Annotated in this window: 22 protein-coding genes; 10 read left to right on the top strand and 12 right to left on the bottom strand. The window is 36.5% G+C overall.

Annotated features, from left to right (window positions below):
* Nucleotides 1-17 precede the first annotated feature (17 nt).
* From VB248_RS01700 to VB248_RS01710, 3 genes are all read left to right on the top strand, one after another.
* Nucleotides 18-923, top strand: a complete 906-nt coding sequence (locus tag VB248_RS01700) for an N-acetylneuraminate synthase family protein (protein WP_323294991.1) — start codon at nt 18-20, stop codon at nt 921-923.
* A gap of 159 nt (nt 924-1082) precedes the next feature.
* Nucleotides 1083-2015, top strand: coding sequence for a sterol desaturase family protein (locus VB248_RS01705; protein WP_323294992.1), 933 nt, complete (start codon nt 1083-1085; stop codon nt 2013-2015).
* An 86-nt stretch (nt 2016-2101) separates the two neighbouring features.
* Nucleotides 2102-2470 (top strand): DMT family transporter, encoded by a 369-nt coding sequence (locus tag VB248_RS01710; RefSeq protein ID WP_323294993.1) that lies wholly within the window; start codon nt 2102-2104, stop codon nt 2468-2470.
* A 57-nt stretch (nt 2471-2527) separates the two neighbouring features.
* On the opposite strand, the gene VB248_RS01715 is transcribed toward VB248_RS01710, so the two are convergent.
* A complete protein-coding gene (locus VB248_RS01715) occupies nt 2528-4642 on the bottom strand; it encodes a prolyl oligopeptidase family serine peptidase (protein WP_407652835.1) in 2115 nt (704 codons plus the stop codon).
* Between the two features lie 255 nt (nt 4643-4897).
* Complete coding sequence (ribD, locus tag VB248_RS01720; RefSeq protein WP_323294994.1) at nt 4898-5944, bottom strand: bifunctional diaminohydroxyphosphoribosylaminopyrimidine deaminase/5-amino-6-(5-phosphoribosylamino)uracil reductase RibD; 1047 nt, start codon at nt 5942-5944, stop codon at nt 4898-4900.
* 198 nt (nt 5945-6142) lie between these two features.
* Between ribD and prmC the strand changes: the two genes are divergently transcribed.
* Nucleotides 6143-7003, top strand: a complete 861-nt coding sequence (gene prmC, locus VB248_RS01725; RefSeq protein ID WP_323294995.1) for a peptide chain release factor N(5)-glutamine methyltransferase — start codon at nt 6143-6145, stop codon at nt 7001-7003.
* A gap of 130 nt (nt 7004-7133) precedes the next feature.
* Here the strand turns inward: prmC and VB248_RS01730 are convergent, their stop codons facing one another.
* The 3 genes from VB248_RS01730 to VB248_RS01740 all read right to left on the bottom strand — a co-directional run bounded on the left by VB248_RS01730 (nt 7134) and on the right by VB248_RS01740 (nt 10210).
* A complete protein-coding gene (locus VB248_RS01730) occupies nt 7134-7892 on the bottom strand; it encodes an endonuclease/exonuclease/phosphatase family protein (protein WP_323294996.1) in 759 nt (252 codons plus the stop codon).
* A gap of 242 nt (nt 7893-8134) precedes the next feature.
* Nucleotides 8135-8341 (bottom strand): cysteine-rich CWC family protein, encoded by a 207-nt coding sequence (locus tag VB248_RS01735; protein ID WP_323294997.1) that lies wholly within the window; start codon nt 8339-8341, stop codon nt 8135-8137.
* A 33-nt stretch (nt 8342-8374) separates the two neighbouring features.
* Nucleotides 8375-10210: an ABC transporter ATP-binding protein gene (locus VB248_RS01740; protein WP_323294998.1), complete on the bottom strand. Its 1836-nt coding sequence runs from the start codon at nt 10208-10210 to the stop codon at nt 8375-8377.
* A gap of 496 nt (nt 10211-10706) precedes the next feature.
* Between VB248_RS01740 and VB248_RS01745 the strand changes: the two genes are divergently transcribed.
* The 3 genes from VB248_RS01745 to VB248_RS01755 are packed head-to-tail and all read left to right on the top strand — an operon-like array spanning nt 10707 to nt 13598.
* A complete protein-coding gene (locus tag VB248_RS01745; RefSeq protein WP_323294999.1) occupies nt 10707-11891 on the top strand; it encodes a glycosyltransferase family 87 protein in 1185 nt (394 codons plus the stop codon).
* Nucleotides 11873-12832: a glycosyltransferase family 2 protein gene (locus tag VB248_RS01750; RefSeq protein ID WP_323295000.1), complete on the top strand. Its 960-nt coding sequence runs from the start codon at nt 11873-11875 to the stop codon at nt 12830-12832. The genes VB248_RS01745 and VB248_RS01750 overlap by 19 nt, the downstream gene beginning before the upstream one ends.
* Nucleotides 12807-13598 (top strand): polysaccharide deacetylase family protein, encoded by a 792-nt coding sequence (locus tag VB248_RS01755; protein ID WP_323295001.1) that lies wholly within the window; start codon nt 12807-12809, stop codon nt 13596-13598. Before VB248_RS01750 ends, VB248_RS01755 begins: the two co-directional genes overlap by 26 nt.
* Here the strand turns inward: VB248_RS01755 and VB248_RS01760 are convergent.
* The 5 genes from VB248_RS01760 to VB248_RS01780 form a co-directional block, all read right to left on the bottom strand.
* Entirely contained in the window at nt 13561-14304 is a 744-nt protein-coding gene (locus VB248_RS01760) for a glycosyltransferase family 2 protein (protein WP_323295002.1), read from the bottom strand. The genes VB248_RS01755 and VB248_RS01760 overlap by 38 nt on opposite strands.
* A gap of 15 nt (nt 14305-14319) precedes the next feature.
* Nucleotides 14320-14808 carry an NADH-quinone oxidoreductase subunit C gene (locus VB248_RS01765; protein WP_323295003.1) on the bottom strand — a complete coding sequence of 163 codons (489 nt, stop codon included), beginning with the start codon at nt 14806-14808 and terminating at the stop codon, nt 14320-14322.
* Nucleotides 14809-14813: 5 nt separating this feature from the next.
* Nucleotides 14814-15368, bottom strand: a complete 555-nt coding sequence (gene nuoB / locus VB248_RS01770) for an NADH-quinone oxidoreductase subunit NuoB (protein WP_323295004.1) — start codon at nt 15366-15368, stop codon at nt 14814-14816.
* Between the two features lie 197 nt (nt 15369-15565).
* Nucleotides 15566-16714, bottom strand: coding sequence for a TIGR03364 family FAD-dependent oxidoreductase (locus VB248_RS01775; RefSeq protein WP_323295005.1), 1149 nt, complete (start codon nt 16712-16714; stop codon nt 15566-15568).
* 335 nt (nt 16715-17049) lie between these two features.
* On the bottom strand, nt 17050-17832 hold the full coding sequence (locus VB248_RS01780) for an HAD hydrolase-like protein (RefSeq protein ID WP_323295006.1): 783 nt from the start codon (nt 17830-17832) through the stop codon (nt 17050-17052).
* Nucleotides 17833-18021: 189 nt separating this feature from the next.
* Here VB248_RS01780 and VB248_RS01785 point away from each other — a divergent pair, with 189 nt between their 5' ends.
* The 3 genes from VB248_RS01785 (at nt 18022) to VB248_RS01795 (ending at nt 20643) form a co-directional block, all read left to right on the top strand.
* A complete protein-coding gene (locus VB248_RS01785; protein ID WP_323295007.1) occupies nt 18022-19332 on the top strand; it encodes a DUF5690 family protein in 1311 nt (436 codons plus the stop codon).
* 139 nt (nt 19333-19471) lie between these two features.
* Entirely contained in the window at nt 19472-19969 is a 498-nt protein-coding gene (locus VB248_RS01790) for a hypothetical protein (RefSeq protein WP_323295008.1), read from the top strand.
* Between the two features lie 104 nt (nt 19970-20073).
* The gene (locus tag VB248_RS01795) at nt 20074-20643 is read left to right on the top strand and encodes a carboxymuconolactone decarboxylase family protein (protein WP_323295009.1); all 570 of its coding nucleotides are present in this window, start codon (nt 20074-20076) and stop codon (nt 20641-20643) included.
* A 58-nt stretch (nt 20644-20701) separates the two neighbouring features.
* Here the strand turns inward: VB248_RS01795 and VB248_RS01800 are convergent, their stop codons facing one another.
* A complete protein-coding gene (locus VB248_RS01800) occupies nt 20702-21574 on the bottom strand; it encodes an HNH endonuclease (protein WP_323295010.1) in 873 nt (290 codons plus the stop codon).
* Nucleotides 21567-22829, bottom strand: a complete 1263-nt coding sequence (locus VB248_RS01805; protein ID WP_323295011.1) for an AAA family ATPase — start codon at nt 22827-22829, stop codon at nt 21567-21569. Before VB248_RS01805 ends, VB248_RS01800 begins: the two co-directional genes overlap by 8 nt.
* Nucleotides 22830-22874 lie beyond the last annotated feature (45 nt).

The following is a 22874-nucleotide window of genomic DNA, read 5'->3' on the forward strand; positions in this document are numbered from 1 at the left end:
TTTTACGTCCATTACAAATGAAAAACGTTACATTATCATCAGGAAAAGTTATCGGTAAAGGTCAGCCATGCTACATTATTGCCGAAATCGGAATCAATCACAATGGTTCTTTAGACATCGCAAAACAGCTCATTGATGAAGGTGCAAATGCGAAAGCAGATGCGGTAAAATTCCAGAAAAGAACACCTGAATTATGTGTTCCGCTTGACCAATGGGAAATCCAACGTGATACTCCTTGGGGAAGAATGTCGTACATTGACTACAAACGTAAAACTGAATTTGGCAATTTAGAATACTCTGCCATCGACCAACACGCCAAACAAAGAGGTATCGACTGGTTCGCTTCGCCTTGGGATGTAGAATCGGTTGATTTCTTAGAACATTTTAGTCCAGTTTTATACAAATTGGCTTCGGCTTCTTTGACGGATTTAGAATTAATTGAAAAAATACTTCACACGGGTCGTCCATTGATGATTTCAACGGGAATGTCAACCGTGAAAGAAATTACAGATACAGTAGCTTTCATTAAAAATTTCGACGAAAATTATCCATTGATGATTGCTCACTCTACTTCGGCTTATCCTTGTAAACCAGAAGAATTGAATTTGAGTATGATTAGAACTTTGGGCGAAATGTTCCCAGATACACCGATTGGTTACTCTGGTCACGAAACAGGTTTGGCAACTACGGTAGCGGCGGTTTCGATGGGAGCAACCTTTGTTGAGCGTCACTTTACTTTAGACCGTGCGATGTGGGGTTCAGACCACGCTGCTTCTGTTGAGCCACAAGGTTTGGCACGTTTGGTAAAAGACATTCGTGACGTAGAAATCGCTGCGGGAGATGGCATCAAAAAAGTATATGAAGCCGAAATTTCACAAATGAAAAAACTCAGAAAACATATTTCAGCGGAGTATGTTGTGTAGTTTATAGCTTTGAGCATTCAGCTTCTTTTAAATGAAGTAGTAGTAAACACTACTACTTCATTTCTATAAAATTCAATAAAAAAGTTCTTTAATTACGCTTCAATGTCATCAACCAATATGAATCTCTTGACAATAACCACTTCAATATTATTTTGTTGGATGTTTTTTATCATCTTAATGGAACGACTTTTTCCCTACCGAAAAGGACTCAAGTTTTTTAGAGAAGGTTTTTGGGTAGATTTAGTTTGGTACACAATTATTCAAAGTTACTTTCTTAAAATTCTCATTTTCGATTACATCATTCAGCCAATTAATCATAGTTTCGATTGGTCTGCTTATCAGTTTGTAAAACATTGGTCTGTACCTGTACAAGTACTTTTCTTTTTGATTACCCACGATTTTTATATTTACTGGTTTCATCGTTTTCAGCACGCCAATAAGTTTTTGTGGCGAACACACGAGGCTCATCATTCGGGCAAAGAAGTAGATTTTTTGGAAGGTTCACGTTCGCATGCGGTTGAAATTATCATCAACCAAACCATAGAGTTTTTGCCGATTATCGTACTTGGTGCCGACCCTGCCGTTTTACCAATAAAAGCATTGTTAGATGCCGTTTTCGGGATGTTTATTCATGCCAATATTGATGTAAAAATGGGAAAATGGAAGTATATTTTCAATTCGCCAGAATTACATTTATGGCATCATGCCAATTATCAAGAAGTATTTCATGCCAACTTTTCAACTAAATTTGCTTTCTGGGATTATCTTTTTGGGACAGCCTATTTTCCGGGACATAAGCCCGGCAATGAGCGTGAAAACTGGGGATTGTATTATGATTTTCCGAAAGATTATTTCTTGCAACACGCCTTTTCTATAAAGCGTTTTGATGAGAAAAAACTACTTCGCTATAAATGGTTTGCCTGGTATTATAATTTGCGTCCGAATATTTTAAAGAAAATTACACATTGGATAGAAGACCTTGAACATTCCTTTATGGTCGAAAATTCTTCTATGACTTACCGTAGAACAGAACAGCAAGAAAATAAAGAAAAAAACGAATCATATAATCATCATTCTGAGCATATTAAGTAATCAAAAAAAAGGATGTTGTTATGCGAAGCGAATGCTGTGTATCAATATCTCATAATTCATATTCCATACATCATAACGCTTAATAAATGGCTTGGATTTACATTTTTATTGCTGCTTTATTTGAATCAGCATGGACATTTTCGCTGAAATTCCTCAGTTTTAAAGACATAAAATCCCTTCCACTCCAGAAGTATTTGGAGCTGGAAGGGATTTTGAAAATCATACCTTTGTTGGGTTATATCGTTTTTGGCATCGGCAATATTTACTTCTTTTCGATGGCTTTAAAAACCATTCCAACCGCTACGGCAATGGCTGTTTGGACTGCCTCGGCGTTAATCTTCATCAAAATTGCTGAAATATTTTTCTTTCACGAAAAGCTCAATTGGGCAGAAGCTTTTTTCCTGATGTTGATTACGGTTGGCATTGTAGGTTTGAAAGTCGTTAGCAATAAATAAAAAAGGGTTTACTGAAATATTATCCAGTAAACCCTTTTTAAATGACCTTAGAAATTGCTAAAATCCTTTTACTTCTATGCCCATATTTTCGAAAATAAAGGCGTAAATATCGGCTGTTAATTCAATGTTTTTCTTTGTATTACTTGCTCCGTGACCAGAATTTACATCAATTCTTATCAATAATGGATTTTTACTTTTACCTGCTTTTTCTTGCAAAGTAGCGGCATATTTGAATGAATGAGCAGGTACAACACGGTCGTCGTGGTCGGCGGTTGTGATTAACGTTGCAGGATATTCTACACCTTCTTTGATATTATGAAGTGGCGAATAACCATAAAGATTTTTAAAATCTGTGGCATCATCCGAATTTCCGTACTCAGGCGACCAATTCCAGCCGATGGTAAATTTATGATAACGTAGCATATCCATCACACCTACTTGTGGAATGGCAACTTTACATAAATCAGGACGCTGATTGATCACTGCACCCACCAAAAGTCCGCCATTTGAACCGCCACGCAGTGCCAAGAAATCTTTTGTACAATACTTCTGGGCAATCAAGTACTCTCCTGCGGCAATGAAATCGTCATAGACATTCTGCTTTTTCAATTTCATTCCTGCTTCATGCCATTTTTCACCATACTCTGCACCACCTCTAATATTTGCCAAAGCATAAACGCCTCCTTGTTCCAAAAATGGAATTAAAGTAGCCGAAAAAGCTGGCTGAGAACTGATATTAAAGCCACCATAAGCATATAAAAGCGTTGGATTTTTTCCATTCAATACCAAACCTTTTTTGTAGGTAATAAACATGGGTACTTTCGTGCCGTCTTTTGAAGTATAAAAAATCTGTTTAGTTTCAAAAGCATCTGGATTAAACTGTACTTCTGGTTTGCGGAAAACAGAAGTTTGTTTTGTGGCAATATCATAACGATAAATCGTTGGTGGAAAAGTGAAAGAAGTAAATGTATAAAACACAAATTTATCGTCTGCTTCGCCACCAAAACCACCTGCTGTACCTAATCCGGGCAGTTTCACTTCATTTTCTAATTTACCAGAAAGGTCATAGACATAAACACGAGTTGTTACGTCTTTCAAATAAGTAGCAAACATTTTTCCCCCTGCCGTGCCTACGCCTTGTAAAGGCTCAGGTTTTTCAGGAATAATGTTTTTCCAAGTTTTTGTAGCTGGATTGTACAATTCTACTTTTGAATTCTGAGCTTTTTCATTCGTTTCTATCAGGAAATTTTCGCCAATATTATCCACAATACTGTATTGAAAATCGCCAACTTCTGCGATAATAGGAGTAAATTCCTTTTGTCCTAATTTTCTAAAATACAGGGCATTTCCTTCTTTGCCTTTACCTCGGTCGCTAATGTTCAAGAAAGCAAATTTTTCATCGTCAGAAACTGAAATTGTATTAAACCTTTGTGGATTTTCTTTGTTTTCATACACCAATTCATCTTGTTCTTGCGACGTTCCGACTTTGTGATAAAACACTTGATGATTTTCGTTTTTCGCTGCTAAAGCACTCCCTTCGGGTTTTGGGTAACGGCTATAATAAAAACCATTTCCTTGCCAAGCTGCCCCTGATACTTTTATCCATTCGATATGGTCGGGGAGGTTTTGTTTTGTGGACAAATCCATGATGTAGGCTTCTTGCCAATCTGAACCACCTTTTGATAAATAATAAACCGCATACTTACCATCTTTAGAAACCGAAAAAGCTCCTAAGCGAGTAGTGCCATCAGGAGAAAGTTTGTTGGGGTCAAGCACTACTTCTGGCGTTCCGTCTAAACCTTTTTGGCGATATAATACCGATTGATTCTGTAAACCATCATTTTTAGAAAAATAAAACCATTCATTTTTGCGAGATGGAGCAGAATATTTTGGATAATTAAACACCTTTTCGATACGCTCTTTCAGCATATTTCGATAGGGTATTTTTTCTAAATATTCAAAAGTTACTTTATTTTCAGCCTTTACCCATTCGCCTGTCTCGGCAGAGCGGTCGTCTTCCAGCCAACGATAAGGGTCGGCAACTTTCACCCCGTGATAATCATCAACGTGGTCAATTTTTTTGGTATTTGGATATTGCATTTGTGCATTAGAAAGGTGAATTCCCAACATGAGAGAAGTGCTGAGAAGAAGTTTTTTGTGAAGTGTTTTCATTCGTTTTGATTAGATTGTTGAGTAATTTTTGATGAAAGCACAAGTTACGAAATGAAAATTTAAGATAAATACATTATTGATGTCACATTAGTATTGTACCAAAGATTTAAGGGAATTCGGATTTGGGATTTCTGATTTCGGAAAATTGAATAAAGTAGAAATAAAAGCGTTTTTTATCAAGCTGAAATCCGACATCCTAAATCAACAATTTGGCAATCCTTCGTACAGTTGTCATGTCACATTCAGAATAATTCCTCAACGGTAAATCTTAATCAATTTATCGTCGTCCAAGTCCGAAATTTCGGTAAAACTTCCTTCAATTTTCGGTGCTAAAATACCCGATTGTAATACTTTTTTACTTTTCAAAACGATGGCTTCGTCCCAAAGTTTGGCATCAATAAAACCTTGAAGCAAAGTACTTCCGCCTTCCACAATCAGCGATTGAACTTTTCTTGTTGCTAAATCTTGAATGATGTTGTTGAGTAAATCTTCTGCTTCAATTTTTACAAAAGAAGTATTATCAATTACTTTATTTTCAAGTAAATTATAGCAAATCGTTGGCTGAGACTTATCGAAAATCTTTAAGGAATTAGGTAAACTAAGGTTTTTGTCTAACACAATTCTTAAAGGGTTTTTGCCTGTCCAGAAACGAGTATTCAAGGCTGGATTATCGTAGCGAGCGGTATTTGTGCCAACCATAATCGCATCTTCTTCGCTTCGCATTTTATGGACAAGTCTTCTGGAAAGTGGATTAGAAATTTGTACAGCCTCAAAGTTTTCTTTGGCGATAAAGCCATCAGCCGTTTCAGCCCATTTTAAAATAACGTAAGGACGATTTTTTTCGACAGCACAAAAAAAACGCTTGTTCAAAGCTCGCCCTTCTGCTTCCAAAATTCCCGTTTCTACTTCTATGCCAGCGGCTTTTAGTTTAGCAATTCCTTTACCACCGACCAATGGATTGGAATCTACATTACAAATAATTACTTTTTTTACCTGATGTTTTACCAGCAAATCTGCACAAGGTGGCGTTTTGCCAAAGTGCGAACATGGCTCAAGTGTCACGTAAACGTCTGATTCGGGCAATAATGATTTGTCTTCAACCGAATTTACAGCATTTACTTCTGCATGAGCTTCACCATATTTTTTATGCCAACCTTCGCCAATAATTTTGCCTTCATGCACAATCACACAGCCCACCATCGGATTCGGCGAAACCGTTCCTGCTCCCAAACGAGCCAATTGTAATGCACGAGCCATCCACATTTCAGCAGGCTTGGCGTGATATTCTTCGTAACTTTGCATAAGTTTTATTGATTTTATTCCATGAAAAATCTGATTAAGGACAATTTTAGACACAGAGTTTAATAGAGTTTTTACTGAGTTTCACAGAGTATTCTACAAGACTGTCCTAAAGAAAATAGAGAGTATATTGAATAATTAATACCTATGGTTTGAATCCAAAAAACATAATTTATAACTCATAACTCATACTTAATTTGTATGTCCGCAAAAAAAATATTCCAAGAACTTTTCTCCGAAATTAACGCTGTTTACGATGAAAACGAAGCGAAAAGCATCGTTTATTTACTCTTAGAATACTTTCAAGGTATTTCTAAAACAGATATTTTGTTGGACAATCCGTTGAAAAAAGATTTCGATTATCAAGAAATTATTCATAGAATCAAACAACATGAACCTGTTCAGTACATTATTGGCGAAACAGAATTTTATGGTAGAATTTTTAAAGTAAGTCCTGCGACCTTAATTCCACGACCAGAAACGGAAGAATTGGTTGAATTAACGATACATACTTTTCAGGATTTAGCTAAAAAACAACTCATTCCTTCGTCTCCCAAAATATTAGATATTGGTACAGGAACGGGCTGTATTGCTATTTCGACGGCTGCTAACATTCAACATTCTGTCGTGACGGCCTTTGATATTTCAGAAGAAGCTTTGAAAATGGCGAAACAAAATGCTACGTTGAATGAAGTAACCATCAATTTTGAAAAAGTAGATTTTTTGGATGAATCGGTGCATGATTCTTTGCCTGTTTTTGATATTATTCTTTCAAATCCGCCTTATGTGATGAATCTTGAGAAACAAGAAATGGAGCATCACGTTTTGGATTTTGAACCGCATTTAGCTCTTTTTGTAGAAGACGAAAATCCGCTGATTTTTTATAAAGCCATTGCTAAATTCGCTAAAAAACACTTGACTGAAAATGGTTTTTGTATCGTAGAAATCAACCAAGCTTTCGGCATAGAAACGGCTGATTTGTTCTGGAAAGAAGGTTTTAAAAGTGTGGATGTAATCAAAGATTTTTTTGGAAAAGATAGGATGGTGAAAGCGATATTGTAGCGATTGGATACCGGCTGTCGGCTTTCGGTCATCAGCTTTCAGATGTCGGATTTTAGATTTTTTTCTTATCTAAAAAGTAATTATTTCAAAATCTGAAAGCCGACATCCGAAGACCGATAACCAACAAAAACTAAAACATCAATTGCGTAAACACAGCGTGGTGGTCAGAAGCGAAGCGTCCACCCCAAGTATTGCTTAATGTTCCGTGTTTTAATACTTCTACTTTATCAGAATTTACAAAAATATAGTCAATCAATTTGTTGTCAATTTCTTTAGATTGGAAGCCGTTAAAAGTACTTTGCGGCCCAAAATGTGGCAAATTGCTCAAGATTTGCGTGTCCAACAAACTGGCGTTTACAATCACGATAGGCTCTTCGGCTGGCGTACTGTTGAAATCTCCCGTCAAAATCACAGGCGTTTTGGCATTGATTGCCTTAATTCTTTCCACAATCATTTTTGCACTTTCACGGCGAGCTACTTGCCCGATGTGGTCGAAATGCGTATTGAAAACATAAAATACTTTTTTCGTTTTATTGTCTTTGAATTTGGCATAAGTCACCACACGATTTAAGGCAGCATCCCAACTTTTACTGGGTGTTTCTGGCGTTTGACTCAACCAAAAAGTATTGCTTTCTAATACCGTAAATTTATCTTTTCTGTAAAAAATAGGAGAAAACTCGCCCGCTTCTTTGCCGTCGTCACGTCCAACGCCTACGTAAGCATAATCGGGAAGTAAGGTAGTTAAATCTCTGAGTTGTCCGACCAACACTTCCTGCATCCCACAAATATCTGCTTCATAAAATTCAAGCATACTGCTAAGATTTTCTTTGCGTTTTGACCATTGGTTTTCACCATCTTGTACTGTTTCCAGACGGATGTTGAAGGTCATTACATTAATTTTTTGCTGCGAAAAACTGCTAAATGCACTTGCTAGAACAAGCATTAGCAGAAAAGAAGACATTAAAACTTTCATTAGTTAAGGGATTATTTTTTAAAACTACTGATTTATCATAATAGGCTTGCCCTGATGTTAGTAAAATTTATGTAAAAATATAGGGAGAAAAGAAGTGTTTAGACGAAAGATGCAAGACTAAGGATTGGAGAGTCCGTTTAAAAATCTAATTTCCAACATCACAAATCCGAAATCGCTTTCAGTTCTTCCAGACAAGTATTACACAAACAAGCTCCGTCAAATTCCCATTGACTGAGGTCGGCTATGTATTCTATTTGTTTTTTTGTGAGGTTTACTATCATGCAATCGCATTCCAAAATGTTGTTTACTTTGCAGATAAACACTTTTTGGCATCTGGGACAACTTTCTTGAGCGTGTTTTTCCATTAATTTTTTACGTTTGGAAACTCGTTTTACTGTCTATACTTCTTGCATACTGTTTAGTTTTTTGTAAAAACCATTTTCATTTGCCAAAAGCTCGTTATGCGTACCTCTTTCCACAATTTTACCTTGATTGATGACCAAAATTTCATCTGCGTGTTGAATCGTACTGAGTCTGTGAGCAATTACCAAAGTGGTGCGGTTTTTCATCAAGTGCGTCAAGGCTTCTTGTACCAATTTTTCTGATTCCGTATCTAAGGCAGAAGTGGCTTCGTCCAAAATTAAAATCGGAGGGTTTTTCAAAACAGCTCTTGCGATACTCAAACGCTGGCGTTGTCCGCCCGACAAACGTCCGCCACGGTCGCCAATAAAAGTTTGATAGCCATCAGACAATTGTGAAATGTATTGATGAGCATTCGCAATCTTAGCAGCTTCTTCAATTTGAGCATCCGTCGCCTCTGAACCGAAAGTAATATTATTTGCAACGGTATCATTAAACAAAATAGATTCCTGTGTAACGATACCAATTTGCTTACTCAAAGAAGCCAATTGAATCTGTTTTAATTCAATGCCGTCCATCAAAATTTGTCCTTCCGTCGGGTCGTAAAATCTTGGAACAAGGTCTGCAAGCGTTGATTTCCCTCCGCCCGAAGTACCCACCAAAGCAATAGTTTTGCCTTTTTGGATTTTAAAAGAAATATTATCCAATACTTTTCTTCCTTCTTGGTATTCAAAACTTACGTTTTTAAATTCTATTTCCTCTTTAAATTCTGGTAAAACCACTGCATTTTCAGCATCTTGAATTTCGGGAACAGTATCAATCAATTTCAAGATTCTTTCTGCCGAAGCAATACCTCTTTGCACACCGCTGAAAGCATCCGCAATTACTTTAGCTGGACGCATCACTTGCGAAAACAGAATGATAAATGAAATAAAAGTAGAGGCACTTAGGCTTTCGTCGTTGTTAATTACCAACGAACCGCCATATAGTAAAATACCTGCAATCACGGTTACGCCCAAGGCTTCGGAAACTGGCGAAGTCATTTCTTGGCGATACACCATTTTTAGTACTGCGGCTTTGTAGCTATAATTTTCAGTTTTGAAACGCTCGGCAACTACCTTTTCGGCATTAAATCCTTTTACGATTCTCATGCCTCCGAATACTTCATCAAGAGTGCTAATCATCGCTCCTTGTTTTTCTTGTACATCTCTGGCTGCACGGCGTAATCTTCGGCTGATTGTGGCAATTACTCCGCCCGAAATGGGCAAAATCAAGAGTGAAAAAAGCGTTAGTTTCACCGACATATTAAACAAAAACACAAAGTACATCACCAAAGTAAATACTTCTTTGAAGCTCGCCGTGAAAGCTCGTCCAACCGAATTTTCTACTTCTTGTACATCCGTGGTGAGGTGTGCCATCAAGTTTCCTTTGCGTTCGTTATTGAAAAAACCAAAGTGAAGATTCAAGGTTTTTTCAAAAATTGCTTGTCGCAACGAAGCAATCGTTTGTGCTTCTACGGTTTTTAAAATTCTCTGAGAAAAGTATCTGAAAATATTTGAACAGACTACCGAAATAACAATGGCGATACAGGCAAACTGCAAAGCTCCCATTCGTCCGTACAAAGAAACGATTTGATAGAAGTAATAATTAAAAATTTCTTTGAAGTAATCCGATTCTAAAGAAAAAGCAGGCTTGTGACTAAACTTTTGAAAATCAGTAATTTGTACTTTGTCGAAGAGTACATCTAAAAGCGGAATCAACAATGTAAAATTGAGAATACCAAACAAACTTGCCAATAACGAAAGAATAAAATATGGAAATGCGAAGGCTCTCAGAGACTCGGCATATTGGAGAATACGAAGATAAGTTTTCAATGAAAATTGTTTCAGCGTTGAAAAAAAAGCAAATACAAGAGTACAAATTTAGTAAAAATGTATTCACTATTTCTTTGTGTGAAAATATCTGTATATATACTACTTGAAGGAATAAGTGAAAATCACTAAATTGTCAATCTTAAATACTAATTTTGTGAAGAAGCCTAAAGGCTTTGAAACCTCTTTGTGAATATTAATTGCTTTTATGAAAACTTTGATACGATTACCTTTTCCTTTAATGAGGTCAGGGCTTTATTGCTTAGAATTTATTTTCTATTTTACAAAACTGAAGGTTCGCCAGAACCCAATTTTTCAATGGAATTTTTCACGTAATTCCATCCTGTCTTTCTATTGTATCAATTCCAACTTTCAAGAGCGATTAAACGTCTGTTATAGCACTTAGCGGTCATTTTTCAAGTTTTATACCCTAAAACTTGTTGATGGTCGAAAGAAAAATGGCTTAAAAATAAACTCTCAATTAAAAATTGCTTTTGAAATGACGTTTTCTGTATTAAAAGACAAACAAAAAGTTTTTACCTTTTTATGGTTTTTTACACCTGCCCTTGCTGGATTTTTGAAAGGAAGATTAGGGGAAGTAAATAATTATAAAATTTTTAAAGGAGTGTTTCATCATTTAGTAGATGGACAAAATTTGTATAGTCTTTACCCTCAAGAGTATTTTGATTGTAACCACTACGGCCCCGTTTTTAGTTTAATCATCATGCCATTTACTTTTCTTCCAGATATAATTGGCATCCCTCTTTGGAACTGTTTACAAGCTTATGCTCTTTACAGAGCTTTGTTACTTTTACCCATCAAACCAACTTATCAATGGATTGTATTGGCCTTGTGTTTGGTCGATTTGAATACTTCTGCACACAGTGCTCAGGTAAATCCGACAGTTGTAGCTTTTATCATTTTATCTTGGTATTTCGTCAAGAAAGACCAAGTGATTTGGGCAACTTTGTTTGTGATGATTGGGGCTTTTGTAAAACTTTACGGAATTGTAGGCTTGGCTTTTTGGGTATTTTCAGAAAGTAAACTGAAATACATTGCTTATACTTTTTTCTGGGTAATTGTACTTTTGTTGCTACCGATGCTCATTAGTTCTCCTTCGTTTGTATTACATTCTTATTTGGATTGGTATAATAGTTTGGTAGAAAAAAACCTTCAAAATCAGGAAGTTGTCAACGGAATGGGTGCAAGTATGCAGGACGTTTCGTTGATGGGATTAGTAAGAAGAATCGGCGGTTTTCCACATCTTTCAAATCTGTTTTTTCTTATTCCAGGATTGATCTTACAGGTACTTCCTTTACTGAGATTCAAACAATACTCAAGCCTGATTTTTCAATTAAGATATCTGGCTTCTTTAGCGATTTTTGTCGTTATTTTTTCCTCTTCATCCGAATCTCCCACTTTTATTATAGCAGTGGCAGGTGTGGCTATTTGGTTCGTTAGCCAAGACTATCCTATACAAAAATGGGTGTGGGTTTTACTGTTCAATGTAGTACTTGTTACTTCACTTACGGCTACCGATATTTTTCCCAATTGGCTACGGATGAAAATTATTCTTTACTCAATTAAAGCCTTTCCATGTTGCTTGGTTTGGTTTGCTTGTATATATCAACTCTTATTAGATGAAATCTCAGAATTTAAAACATTATGGCTCAATCAAGATTAAACATTTGTATCCTCACGGCGGCATACAATGAGGGCGAAAACCTATTGGTTTTTTACCATGCCGTAAAAAATGTGATTGATAAATTACCTTACCACTTTGAATTTTGCTTTGTCAATGACGGAAGTAAAGATGATACGCTTGCCGTTATCAGAACGTTGGCAAAAAAAGATGAATCGGTAAAGTATCTTTCTTTCTCAAGAAATTTTGGGCAACAAGTAGCTTTAAAAGCTGGGATTGATTCTATCAATGCGGATGCCATTATTATGATGGACAGCGACTTACAGCATCCAGCAGAAATGATTCCTGATTTGATAGATTTGTGGCTTAGAAAACAAGTAAACATGGTAAATACTTTGCGTGAAGAAGACCAAGAATTATCATGGTTTAAAAGAAAATCAAGCAAAGGTTTTTATCAAGTATTGAATAAAATCAGTGATTTGAAATTAGAACCCGGACAAGCAGACTTCCGTTTGATTGACCGACAAGTGGCTCAAACACTTCGAAATTCTAAAGAACAAGATGTATTTCTAAGAGGTATGATTCAATGGATTGGTTTCGACCAAGCTACTATCAAGTACAAAGCCAATAAGCGTATTGCAGGCGAAAGCAAATATACTTTTTCAAAAATGATGCGTTTGGCTTTGGCTGGCATTACGTCTTTTAGTATAAAGCCTTTATACACAGCTATTTATATCGGATTCTTTTTTGCTTTGCTGTCGTTTTTATACTTGCCTTATGTGGTTTATAGTTTTGCTGTTGGGAAGGCTGTTGACGGTTGGGCATCCATCTTGATGACGATTGCTTTCTTTGGCGGACTAAATTTAATGGTAATGGGCGTTTTGGGCATTTATATCGGAAAGATTTTGATTCAAAATAAAGAGCGTCCTTTGTATATTATTCAAGAACAAAATATTTATGAAAACAGCCTTGTTGAGTTTTGATGTAGAAGAATTTGATATGCCTTTTGAATACGGAGGAAAGCCCGAAATGCAAGAGCAAATCGCTACTTCGTATCAAGGTTTACAATCTATTACTTCTGTTTTGGAAAAGTACAATGCCACTGCAACGTTTTATTGCACGGGCGTTTATGCTTTGGCAAAAACCGAACAAATAAGAGATTTGAGCCAAAAGCATGAAATTGCTTCGCACAATCATTATCATTCAAGTCATAAAAAAGAGGATTTGAGTACTTCTAAAGCTATTTTAGAAAACATTACTCAACAAGAAGTAGTAGGTTTCAGAATGCCAAGAATGGCTCCTGTTTCGGATGCCGATTTGCTGGAAGCGGGTTATTTGTACAATGCGTCTATCAATCCGACTTATTTGCCAGGACGATACGATTACCGACATATTTCTCGTACTTACTTTACTCAGAATGATTTAATTCACTTTCCAGCTTCGGTTTCACCTGCTTGGCGTGTGCCTTTATTTTGGATTGCTTTTCATAATTTTCCTTTGTCGTACTTTTTTTATTTATGCAAAAAAGTAGTGGAGGCAGACGGCTACTTGCATTTATACTTTCATCCTTGGGAATTTACCGATTATACAGCTTTACCCAACGGAGCGAAGTATCCATTTTATTTGCACAGAAATAACGGCAAAAAAATGTTGGAGCGATTTGATAAGCTAATGGCTTTTTTACAAAAAGAAGGTTTTGAATTTAAAACGACTAAAGATTTTCTGATTCCTTCAGTTTCGCATATTTAATGACGGGGTTCATCGCCGAGAGCAATGCCCACATAAAACCAGCGTAGCCATCTAAACAGGCGGCTTTTAGGAAGTAAATTTTTAAGAAAGTAATCGGGAAACGCAAAACGATGGTTGAAACGGAAGCTCTCTTCCCACGTTCGGCCAACGTTTTTGCTCCGAGAGAAGTATATTTATTGAATTTATTGAAGTAATCTGTCAAATCACGGTAGCTATCGTGTAAAATGTGATTTGCTAACACGCCAATTTTACCTTGTATTTCTACACTTTCATGAACGTGTTCGGTATTCCAATTGCCAAAATTTCGGTTGAAAAGCCGTAGAGTAAGTCTTTTGTACTCGCCACTAAAACGTAATAATTTACCCAAAAAAATTAAAGAACGGGGAATTTTAAAAGCTTGAAATTCAGTATTTTCAAGCGATAATTTTTGAATTTCATTCTGCAATTCATCACTCAAAATTTCATCATCATCCAAGGAAAGAATCCAATCATTTGAGGCTTGTAAAGTGGCAAAATTTTTCTGCACACCATAATTATCAAACTTTCGATAAATTACTTTTGCTTTAAATTGTTCAGCAATCGCAAGCGTTTTATCAGTACTTCCAGAATCTACCATCACAATTTCATCAGCCCAAGTAAGGGCTTCAAGTACTTTTGTTAATGTTTTTTCAGAATTGAAAGTAATCAGAACAACGCTAATTTTCATGGTTTTGGTTTGAAATCAGTACTTTACTTGAATGCCGTGGTAATATTCTTGTGCTTGATAATCTTTTCTGAGCGGATGCCCGTCCCAGTCTTCTGGCAACAGGATTCTTCGTAAATCTGGATGCCCCACAAAGTTGATTCCTACCAAGTCAAAAGCTTCTCTTTCGTGCCAATCAGCCGTTTTCCAAACATTACTTACTGTTGGTACTTCGGGTAATGCTTCGCCTTTTTCACTTCTTGGAAAAACCACTTTCAGCATCAATTTATGTTCGTAGGGAATGGAGTATAAATTGTAAATGACTTCCATCGTAGCCTTTTCAACGCCATTGTCCAAGCCCGTCAAGCACGAAAGCATATCAAAATAACATTCTTCATGTTCAAGCATCAATTGACAAACCTCCGCAATTTTTTGGGTAGGCACAGTAATACTTTGCTGGTCGGCTTGAAGAATGATTCCTTCTCCGAATTTTTCTACAAGAATATTTTTAAATTTTTCTGTTGACATCTTCATTAAGCATTTAAGGCAAAGGCTGGTTTTTGATTTCTGGCTTCTTCCTCTTCCATAGCCAAAAGAGCTTTTGGAGCGACCAAACTTTCGTTTCTAATCTTTTCTTGTAATTTCAAAAATCCACCAATCAAAGCCTCTGGTCGGGGCGGACAACCCGGCACGTAAACATCTACGGGAATGATTCTGTCAACACCTTTTACCACATGATAACCGTGTTCCCAGTAAGGCCCGCCACAGTTTGAGCAACTTCCCATCGAAATCACATAGCGTGGTTCGGGCATTTGTTCGTAAAGGCGACGAATTCTATCCGCCATTTTGAAAGTAACTGTTCCTGCTACAATCATCACGTCCGACTGGCGTGGCGAAGGTCTCGGAAAAACCCCAAAACGGTCTAAATCATAGCCAGAAGCCATCGTTTGCATCATTTCAATGGCACAGCAAGCCAAGCCAAAGCCCATAGGCCAAAGCGAACTTAGACGAGCCCAGTTGATGAAATCATCCACTTTCGTGATAACGACGCCACCTTCATTGAATTTTTGGTCGAGTAATCCTTGCATACTGATTTAGTTTTTAGGGTAAAAATCTTTTCTCGAATCACAAATTTAAGTGTATTTCAGCTTTGAAACCGATTTTTAAAGGAAATAATCCAATAGAAAAAATAAAGAGGCTGGTATGATTGCAGTTTTGTTGGCTGTAAACTGTAATCATATCAGCCTCTTGAAGAAGTGCTGAACTTATGTTTTATAATCCGAAATTAAAAAATCTCGCTCACACGTTTACGGCTATAACCTGCTGCCGTTGTCATGCCTTTTCCGCCGATGCCTGTTGAAATAAAAATTTTATCTTCAATTTGGTACTCATAAGAACCTCCATCAGCCGTTTGCGAATAATAACCAGCCCAATAATTTTGAATTTTCCAGTTTGGTAAAGCCATAATTCTTTTGGCTTCTTTCAGAATTAAATCGTTGATATTCATATCAATTCCTAAAGGCAATTTGGCATTTTCGTCCACATCAGCGTACTCGTGCGAATCGCCAATAATGATTGAGCCATTTAAAGCCTGTTTAAACAAAATATGAATGCCCCATTCTTTATAAGGCTTTTGCCATTCGGGCGTTTGTAAATGTTGGTAGGAATTACAAGATTTGAAACTATCGTAGCGACGAATCGAAAGTCCTGATAAAATATTGCCATTTAGTTTTACTTCTGGTAGCGGATAGGTCTGCATCATATTTAGTTTACAGATTTTCATCCCGCTTTGGTTGAAAATTTCTGGAAACAAAATTTTAAATTCATGTCCGTTGCAAATAGCTACTTTATCGGCAAATAACTTTTGATTTGTAGCTGTACTTACTTCACAAATACCATTTTTGATTTCGCAATTAATTACAGCCGTATTGTTCATAAATACCAAACCAAAATCTTGTATCAACATTTGGCGAACACGATGTACCATCGTTCTGGGTTCAACCGATACTTCTTCTGGAAAGAACAAACCACCTTTGTAGTATTCAGAATTGAGGTTGGGAAAGCGTTCATAACATGATTTTCTGGAAAGTAGGGTAGAAGAGTACTCTCTGATTTTAAACAAAGCACGAGCTTCTTCTAAAAGTACCATTTCCTCATCGTCGGAAGCGAAGTAATAAGTACCGTTTTGGCGAGCCGTAATATCAAATTTTGCTTGGATTTTCTTGTAAATGCCCAAAGATTCTCGACCGTACTCAAACCAAGTATCCAAAGCTTGTCCAGAAGGTACAACTTGTCCGAAATTTCTAACAGTAGCTTCAATCGGCTCAGAATCTTTGTCGATTAATAAGACCGATTTACCTTGCGAAAGGGCATGAAAAGCATGAAAAGTACCAACATTTCCTGCTCCGATAACGATTAAATCATATTTGTTCATAAAGTGGTTTGTGCAAATGAGATTGTTTTAATTGTGAGTTAGTGATTTGTGATTGAGTGATTAGAATTGTAAACTTTTAATTATCAATCATTTGAAAAAAGTATTTCTTGGGTGATTTCTGGACAATTTTTATACACAGAGTTTAGCAGAGCTTTTAGAGAGTTTAGCAGAGGATTTTGTTACAATGTTTCTCCGTGAAACTCTGTATTTCTCAGTGTCTTTTATAAGATCGTCCAGTAGTCAGGTCGCTTAAAATGGATTCATTACTAAAATAGTAGGCAAACATGAAATACTCCGACAAAAGCTCGAGGCTGATGGCTCAAAGCTCACAGCTATTAAAGCAAAAAATTAAGTTTTTTCAAGAAAGGAAAATCCATTTTATCTTCTTGATTTTCTCTTTGAAGATTTTCGATAACGTCTTTGATGTCAGAAACTTTGTTTAATAAACCATCATTTCTATGAATACTCAATTGTTGGCGAGTATGCGTGCCGTTAGTTACACCCAAAGACATTCTACAACCAGCACGAACACCAGATTTTAAGTCAGAAGGCGTATCGCCGATATTGATTACTCTCTGAGCGTCCGTCACTTTGAGCGTTTGCATGGCTTTCTGAATCATCAAAGGTTCTGGGCGACCTTTTAGTACTTCGTCGGATGCCACAGATACTTGAATTAATGTGTTTTGGTTTCCAACATAATTGGCGTTGAGTCCTTCTAACCAACCCAATTTTTGTAAAATAATATTGGTTACTTTTCTGTAAAAACCAGTGGTAAGAGCGATTTTTATCTCTTTACTCTTCAAATAATCAAAGATTTCTAAACAGCCTTCGGTCGGAAAAATATCGTTGTTGAGGTAATGATTTTCTAAAATCTCGCAAAAAACCAAATAAGAGTGATTCACAAATTCGGGTAAATCTGGATGAGTGTCGCCAATCATTTCAGACCACAACAATTCAAAAACATATTTTTTAGAGTAGCCTTGCAAAGCCAAAACACGCTCTGGAGAAACCGTCAATCCTGTTTTTGAAGCGGCTTCAATAAAGCACATTTCTACTTCGTGATGGTCTTGAACGGTAGTTCCAGCCATATCAAAAACAACTAATTCGATGAGTGACATTTTGATATAAGATTTAGTGAAATTCAGCTTTCAAGCTGTAAGAAATGATTCTTTTTAATGCGAATCAAAGATAAGTACTCTTGTTTTAAGCATAGATTAAATCTTGATTAAGGCTTTGTAAATTGCTGATTTTAAGGATTTTTTGTTAGTAATGTTGCATGAAAAAGAGCCTCTGTATAGGTTTTGTCCATGAACAAACTCGAAAAATTCCTTCATCGTCAATCTCAAATATTTCTTGCCATTTACTTAGGTTTGGCTGCTTTTAGTACCTATTTCTGTATGTACGCTTTCAGAAAACCCTTCACCGCTGGCGATTTTCACGATGTTACACTTTGGGGAATAGACTATAAAATCGTTTTAGTAATTTCACAAGTACTGGGCTACGCCACCGCCAAAGGATTGGGAATCAAGATAGTTTCAGAAGTAAAAGCACATCAAAGAGCCAAGTATATCGTAGGGATGATACTTTTTGCTGAAATCAATTTATTGCTTTTGGGATTAGTGCCTTCGCCTTACAATTGGGTATTTATGTATTTCAATGGTTTAGGTTTGGGAATGGTCTATGGCTTAGTTTTTAGTTTTTTGGAAGGTCGTCAAATTACAGAAATTTTAGGAGCAGGTTTAGCCGTAAGTTTTATCATAGCTTCGGGCATGGTGAAATCTATCGGTAAGTACTTCGTCAATATCGGTGTGAATGAATATTGGATGCCTTTCCTGACGGGTTTGGTATTTTTTCCTTTATTGTTACTTTCGGTTTACGCCATGTCAATCGCACCGAAACCCAGCAAAGTGGATGAAAATGAACGCTCGGAACGTGTGCCAATGGATGGAATGGATAGAAAAACTTTCGTAAATAAGTACGGTTTTGGTTTGATTTCCCTGATTGCGATTTATGTATTAATGACGATTCTGAGAGATATTAGAGATAATTTTGGCGTAGAAATTTGGCGAGAAATGGGCGTAACAAATGCGTCGATTTTTACACAAACAGAATCTTTGATTGGTTTAGTGATTTGTACTTTTACGGCATTTATGTTTTTTGTAAAAGACCACAAACAAGCATTTTGGTTGAATCATTTGATGATTTTTGCAGGAGCAGTACTGATTCTGATTTCCACAGCTTCGTTTATGAATCATACTACTTCACCTTTTTGGTGGACGGTTTATTTAGGAATAGGGTTATACATGGCCTATGTACCATTCAACGGAATGCTATTTGAACGCCTTTTGGCAGTGTTGAAAGAAAAAGCCAATGTAGGTTTTTTGTTTTATTTAGCAGATTTCAGCGGTTATGTAGGCAGTGTTTTTATACTGATTTATCAGAATTTTGGCACAAAAAATACTTCTTGGCTCGATTTACTTACCAGTTTATCATTAGTTCTACCTTTGATAGCCATGGTTTTAGTAACAATTTCTTTCTTTTATTTCAACCGAAAGCTCAATGCTAATTCCTCTTCCATCAGTAAAGTAGTTCGGATTTCTAATCCGAATGAGGTTTAACACAAATCAACAACTTTTTTATGTACAAGTAAAGCTACAATATATGCTAATTTTTATATAAATTTGAAGACAAATCTTCTTTTGTCAGGTTTTGAAAAAACTTATTAGCATATCTTTCTTTTGTCTTTTGTTGTACAATATGTTCAGCACAGGCATTGTATTGTTATGTTTTGATAAAGAATACGCAGAAGCGACGCCACTGGAAGCCAACGATGAGTTTTTAGAAGTAAAAATTCCGATCTCATTACCTTATACGGCTGATTTTCATAATACTTCTCCAGCCGAAGCCTTGATTCAGTACAAAGGGAAATTTTATAACGTAGTAGAACAACGTTATGAAAATGATACCTTAATTACCAAAATCAAAACCAACCAATCTGCCAGAGAACGCTTTGCCTCTTTGTCTGATGAAATCAATACGATACTTGCCCGTAATCATTCCGAGAAACAATCGCCTTTGAAAAAAGCTTTGGAATTATGCAAGTCGCTGTCGGTGAGTTATATACAAAACGACGATGCTTATGCTACAAAGCAAACATTAGTAGTGTTAGCTAAAACTTTTCAGCAATTCATTTATCAGTCATCGTTTCCTACCGATTACAGTACATCCTTCTTTACGCCACCCGAATTGTCTTAGTTTTGTCGGTTTCGTTCCATCGTGTCTTTTTTGATACTTTGGCTTGGTTGCTATTTTCATAGTAACCCTTTCTTACTTAACCATTTATCTAAGCATTTTATACAATGGCACATATAACGCTTACCAACCCCAATTTACCGGGCATTACTGGCTTGTTGGATTACAGCAAAGTAACAGCAGTACCTTTATTAAAATTAGCCGAAGCCTTACTTCGTAGCGATTCGAGTCTGAGCAGCGGCGAATGCGAGCTTATTGCCGCTCATGTTTCTTACTTAAACGATTGTCATTTTTGTCATACTTCACATGCTGCCGCAGCGGTAGCACATTTGGGTTGTGATGCAAGTTTGATTGATGACATCAAGGAAAATTTTGCTTCAACCCCTATTACCCCCAAACTCAGAGCCTTATTAGATATTGCCACCAAAGTACAAAAAGGAGGGAAGTACGTACTGCCCGAAGACATCACCAAAGCTCGTGAGCATGATGCCACCGACCGTGAAATTCACGATACAGTATTGATAGCTTCGGCATTTTGTATGTACAACCGTTATGTGGACGGACTCGGTACTTGGGCCCCACAACAGAAAGAAGAATACCTTGAAATGGGACAAGAAATGGCGACAGTCGGCTACGAAAACCAGTCGCTTTTGAATAATCAGATTTGTAGTTTTTAGGGATGAATTTAAAGGGTTTAGTTCTACATATTTTGTAAATAAGTATGAGAACTAAACCTTACCAATTGTTTAACATTGGGAGTACATCAAAAATACGTTTCCATTTAGGGTTTACTTTACTACTAACTGATTTGATGGCATACCAAACCGAAGGATGAGACGTACTTTGCACTACTTTTTGCATTTGTATTAGAGCCTTTTCTTTAATCTCTTGAATGGACAATGAAGTATCAATTATGTCATCATCAGGAGCAAGGATATTTTCAATCTCTTGAATAGATTGGGCTTCATTAATTCGGGCAAGCCTTTCAAGTAAATTGTATAAACGATTGGCTGTACTTTTTCGTCCTTCTTTTAAATAATCTCTATCATTCAGTTGCAATATTTCACGTGTTTTCTCCGCTTTGTGTTGGTTGGTTTTGCTAAGGTTATCCTTAATTTCAAAAGTCCAAGTTTGCGTATTCAATAATAGGAAATCATTAGGGTCTTCGGTGCGAGGGTCGATAAATGCCATTGTTTTATAGGCTGGTTCTGTACCTCGTTTCACAAAAAAGATGTTGTCTTTATCATCAATAACAAAGCATTTATCTAATTTGTAGCCAGAATTACACTGCTTGCAAGCCAATAGATAGTTTTCCCAGATAAATGTTTTTTCTGGGAAAAATGATTTAGGAAAGATGTGTTCTATGTCATTAGCCTCATTTTGCTCGCAGTAGTTGCAAGTTTTTACTGATAAACACATTTCGCTGAGGGTTTGAGTAATTTTTTCAAATACTTTTTTACCCTCTTGAGACGAACTTTTACTATCCCAAAGAGCCTGAGCTTTGCTTACTTTGGCAGAAAACGAAGTTTCGTGGTTGACTTTTTGCTGCAAGCTATCAAGTTTGGACTGCTGAGCATTTTCTAAAGTTTTTTCATTGAGTTTATACATCTGTTTGAAAAATATGTTGAAGGTGTATTCTTTCCTTTTCTTCTTCTTTTGAAATATTTCCAAAGGCTGCGAGCATATCTAAACGTCCTAATCGTTTGAGTTTTGAATCTGAATCTTTTGAAATGATAGGCGATTGACCAAAAAGTTCTGTGCCATAAGCATCTAAAATATTACCATAAATCAATCTGTCTTTTTCTATACCTGTTATTTCCCGTGATTCTTCATCGCTACCGGGGGCAGTCAAACGCCAGATACTGCCTTTATTACAGGCTCTACAAACCAAAGGACTGTGTGTAGTAACGATAAACTGTATATTAGGGAAGTATTTTGTAAACCAAGAACCAATCCGAGTTTGCCAAGAAGGGTGCAAATGAGCATCTATTTCATCTATGATTACTACACCCGGAAGCGGAATAATCATATTGTCTTTGGCAATTTCTTTAAATACATCTTCATTTCCATAAACTCTTACTAATTGTCTAATTAGTTCAAATGTTAAACTTAAAATGGAACGAAACCCATCACTTAATTGATTGACTGGCAGTTTAGAACCATTTCCATCTTTGAATACAACACCATCAGAACTGATATTGAGTAGTTGGGCTTTATGCGGTAAAAAATCAGCTGTATTTACCAGTTTTTTGATATATTCTAAAATTTTACCTTCTTCTTTTTGCTCAAGCACTAAATAATTAAGCTTGACCAACCAGTCAATAGCTTCTGTTAAAGCCACATCTTCACCGAATACAGATAAATGTGCTCCAAGTTTAGGTTGTGAATAAAATACTTTATTCCAGTCGGGATTTCCACCTGCAAAACGTCTAAAAGGGCCGTAAGCTACCGAGAACCAACCAGAACCAGTTCCCCAATTATACTTAGATGAATCCTGTTTGGATGAGTTTTTTTCTGAAAACTCAACATTGTTATCATTGATTCGCTTAAATACTAATTCATTTGAAATTATTTTTAATCCTCCTCTTCTTCCACTCCCAGTAAGCTTATCTTCTTTAGATGGTTCTATTTCCAATTTAATAGTCCCTTCTTTCTTATCGTTTTTAAGCCATTCTTGCCAAGCAGAACGTAAGCCTAAAGCTTCTTTCGGACCAACTAAAGCCAATGCAAAAGCTCTAACAACAGAAGATTTTCCTGCACCGTTATCGCCAATAAGTACGTGCCAACCCGCAGGTTGCTCAAAAGTCATTTCAAAATGACTAATTGAACGAATATTTTGTAGGCTTGCCTTTTTTATATACATAATTCTTTTTTGTACAATTTAGCAATTAAATGTCAAATGTAATTC

This window comes from Arcicella rigui (assembly GCF_034929435.1).
GTDB classification, from domain to species: Bacteria; Bacteroidota; Bacteroidia; order Cytophagales; family Spirosomataceae; genus Arcicella; species Arcicella rigui.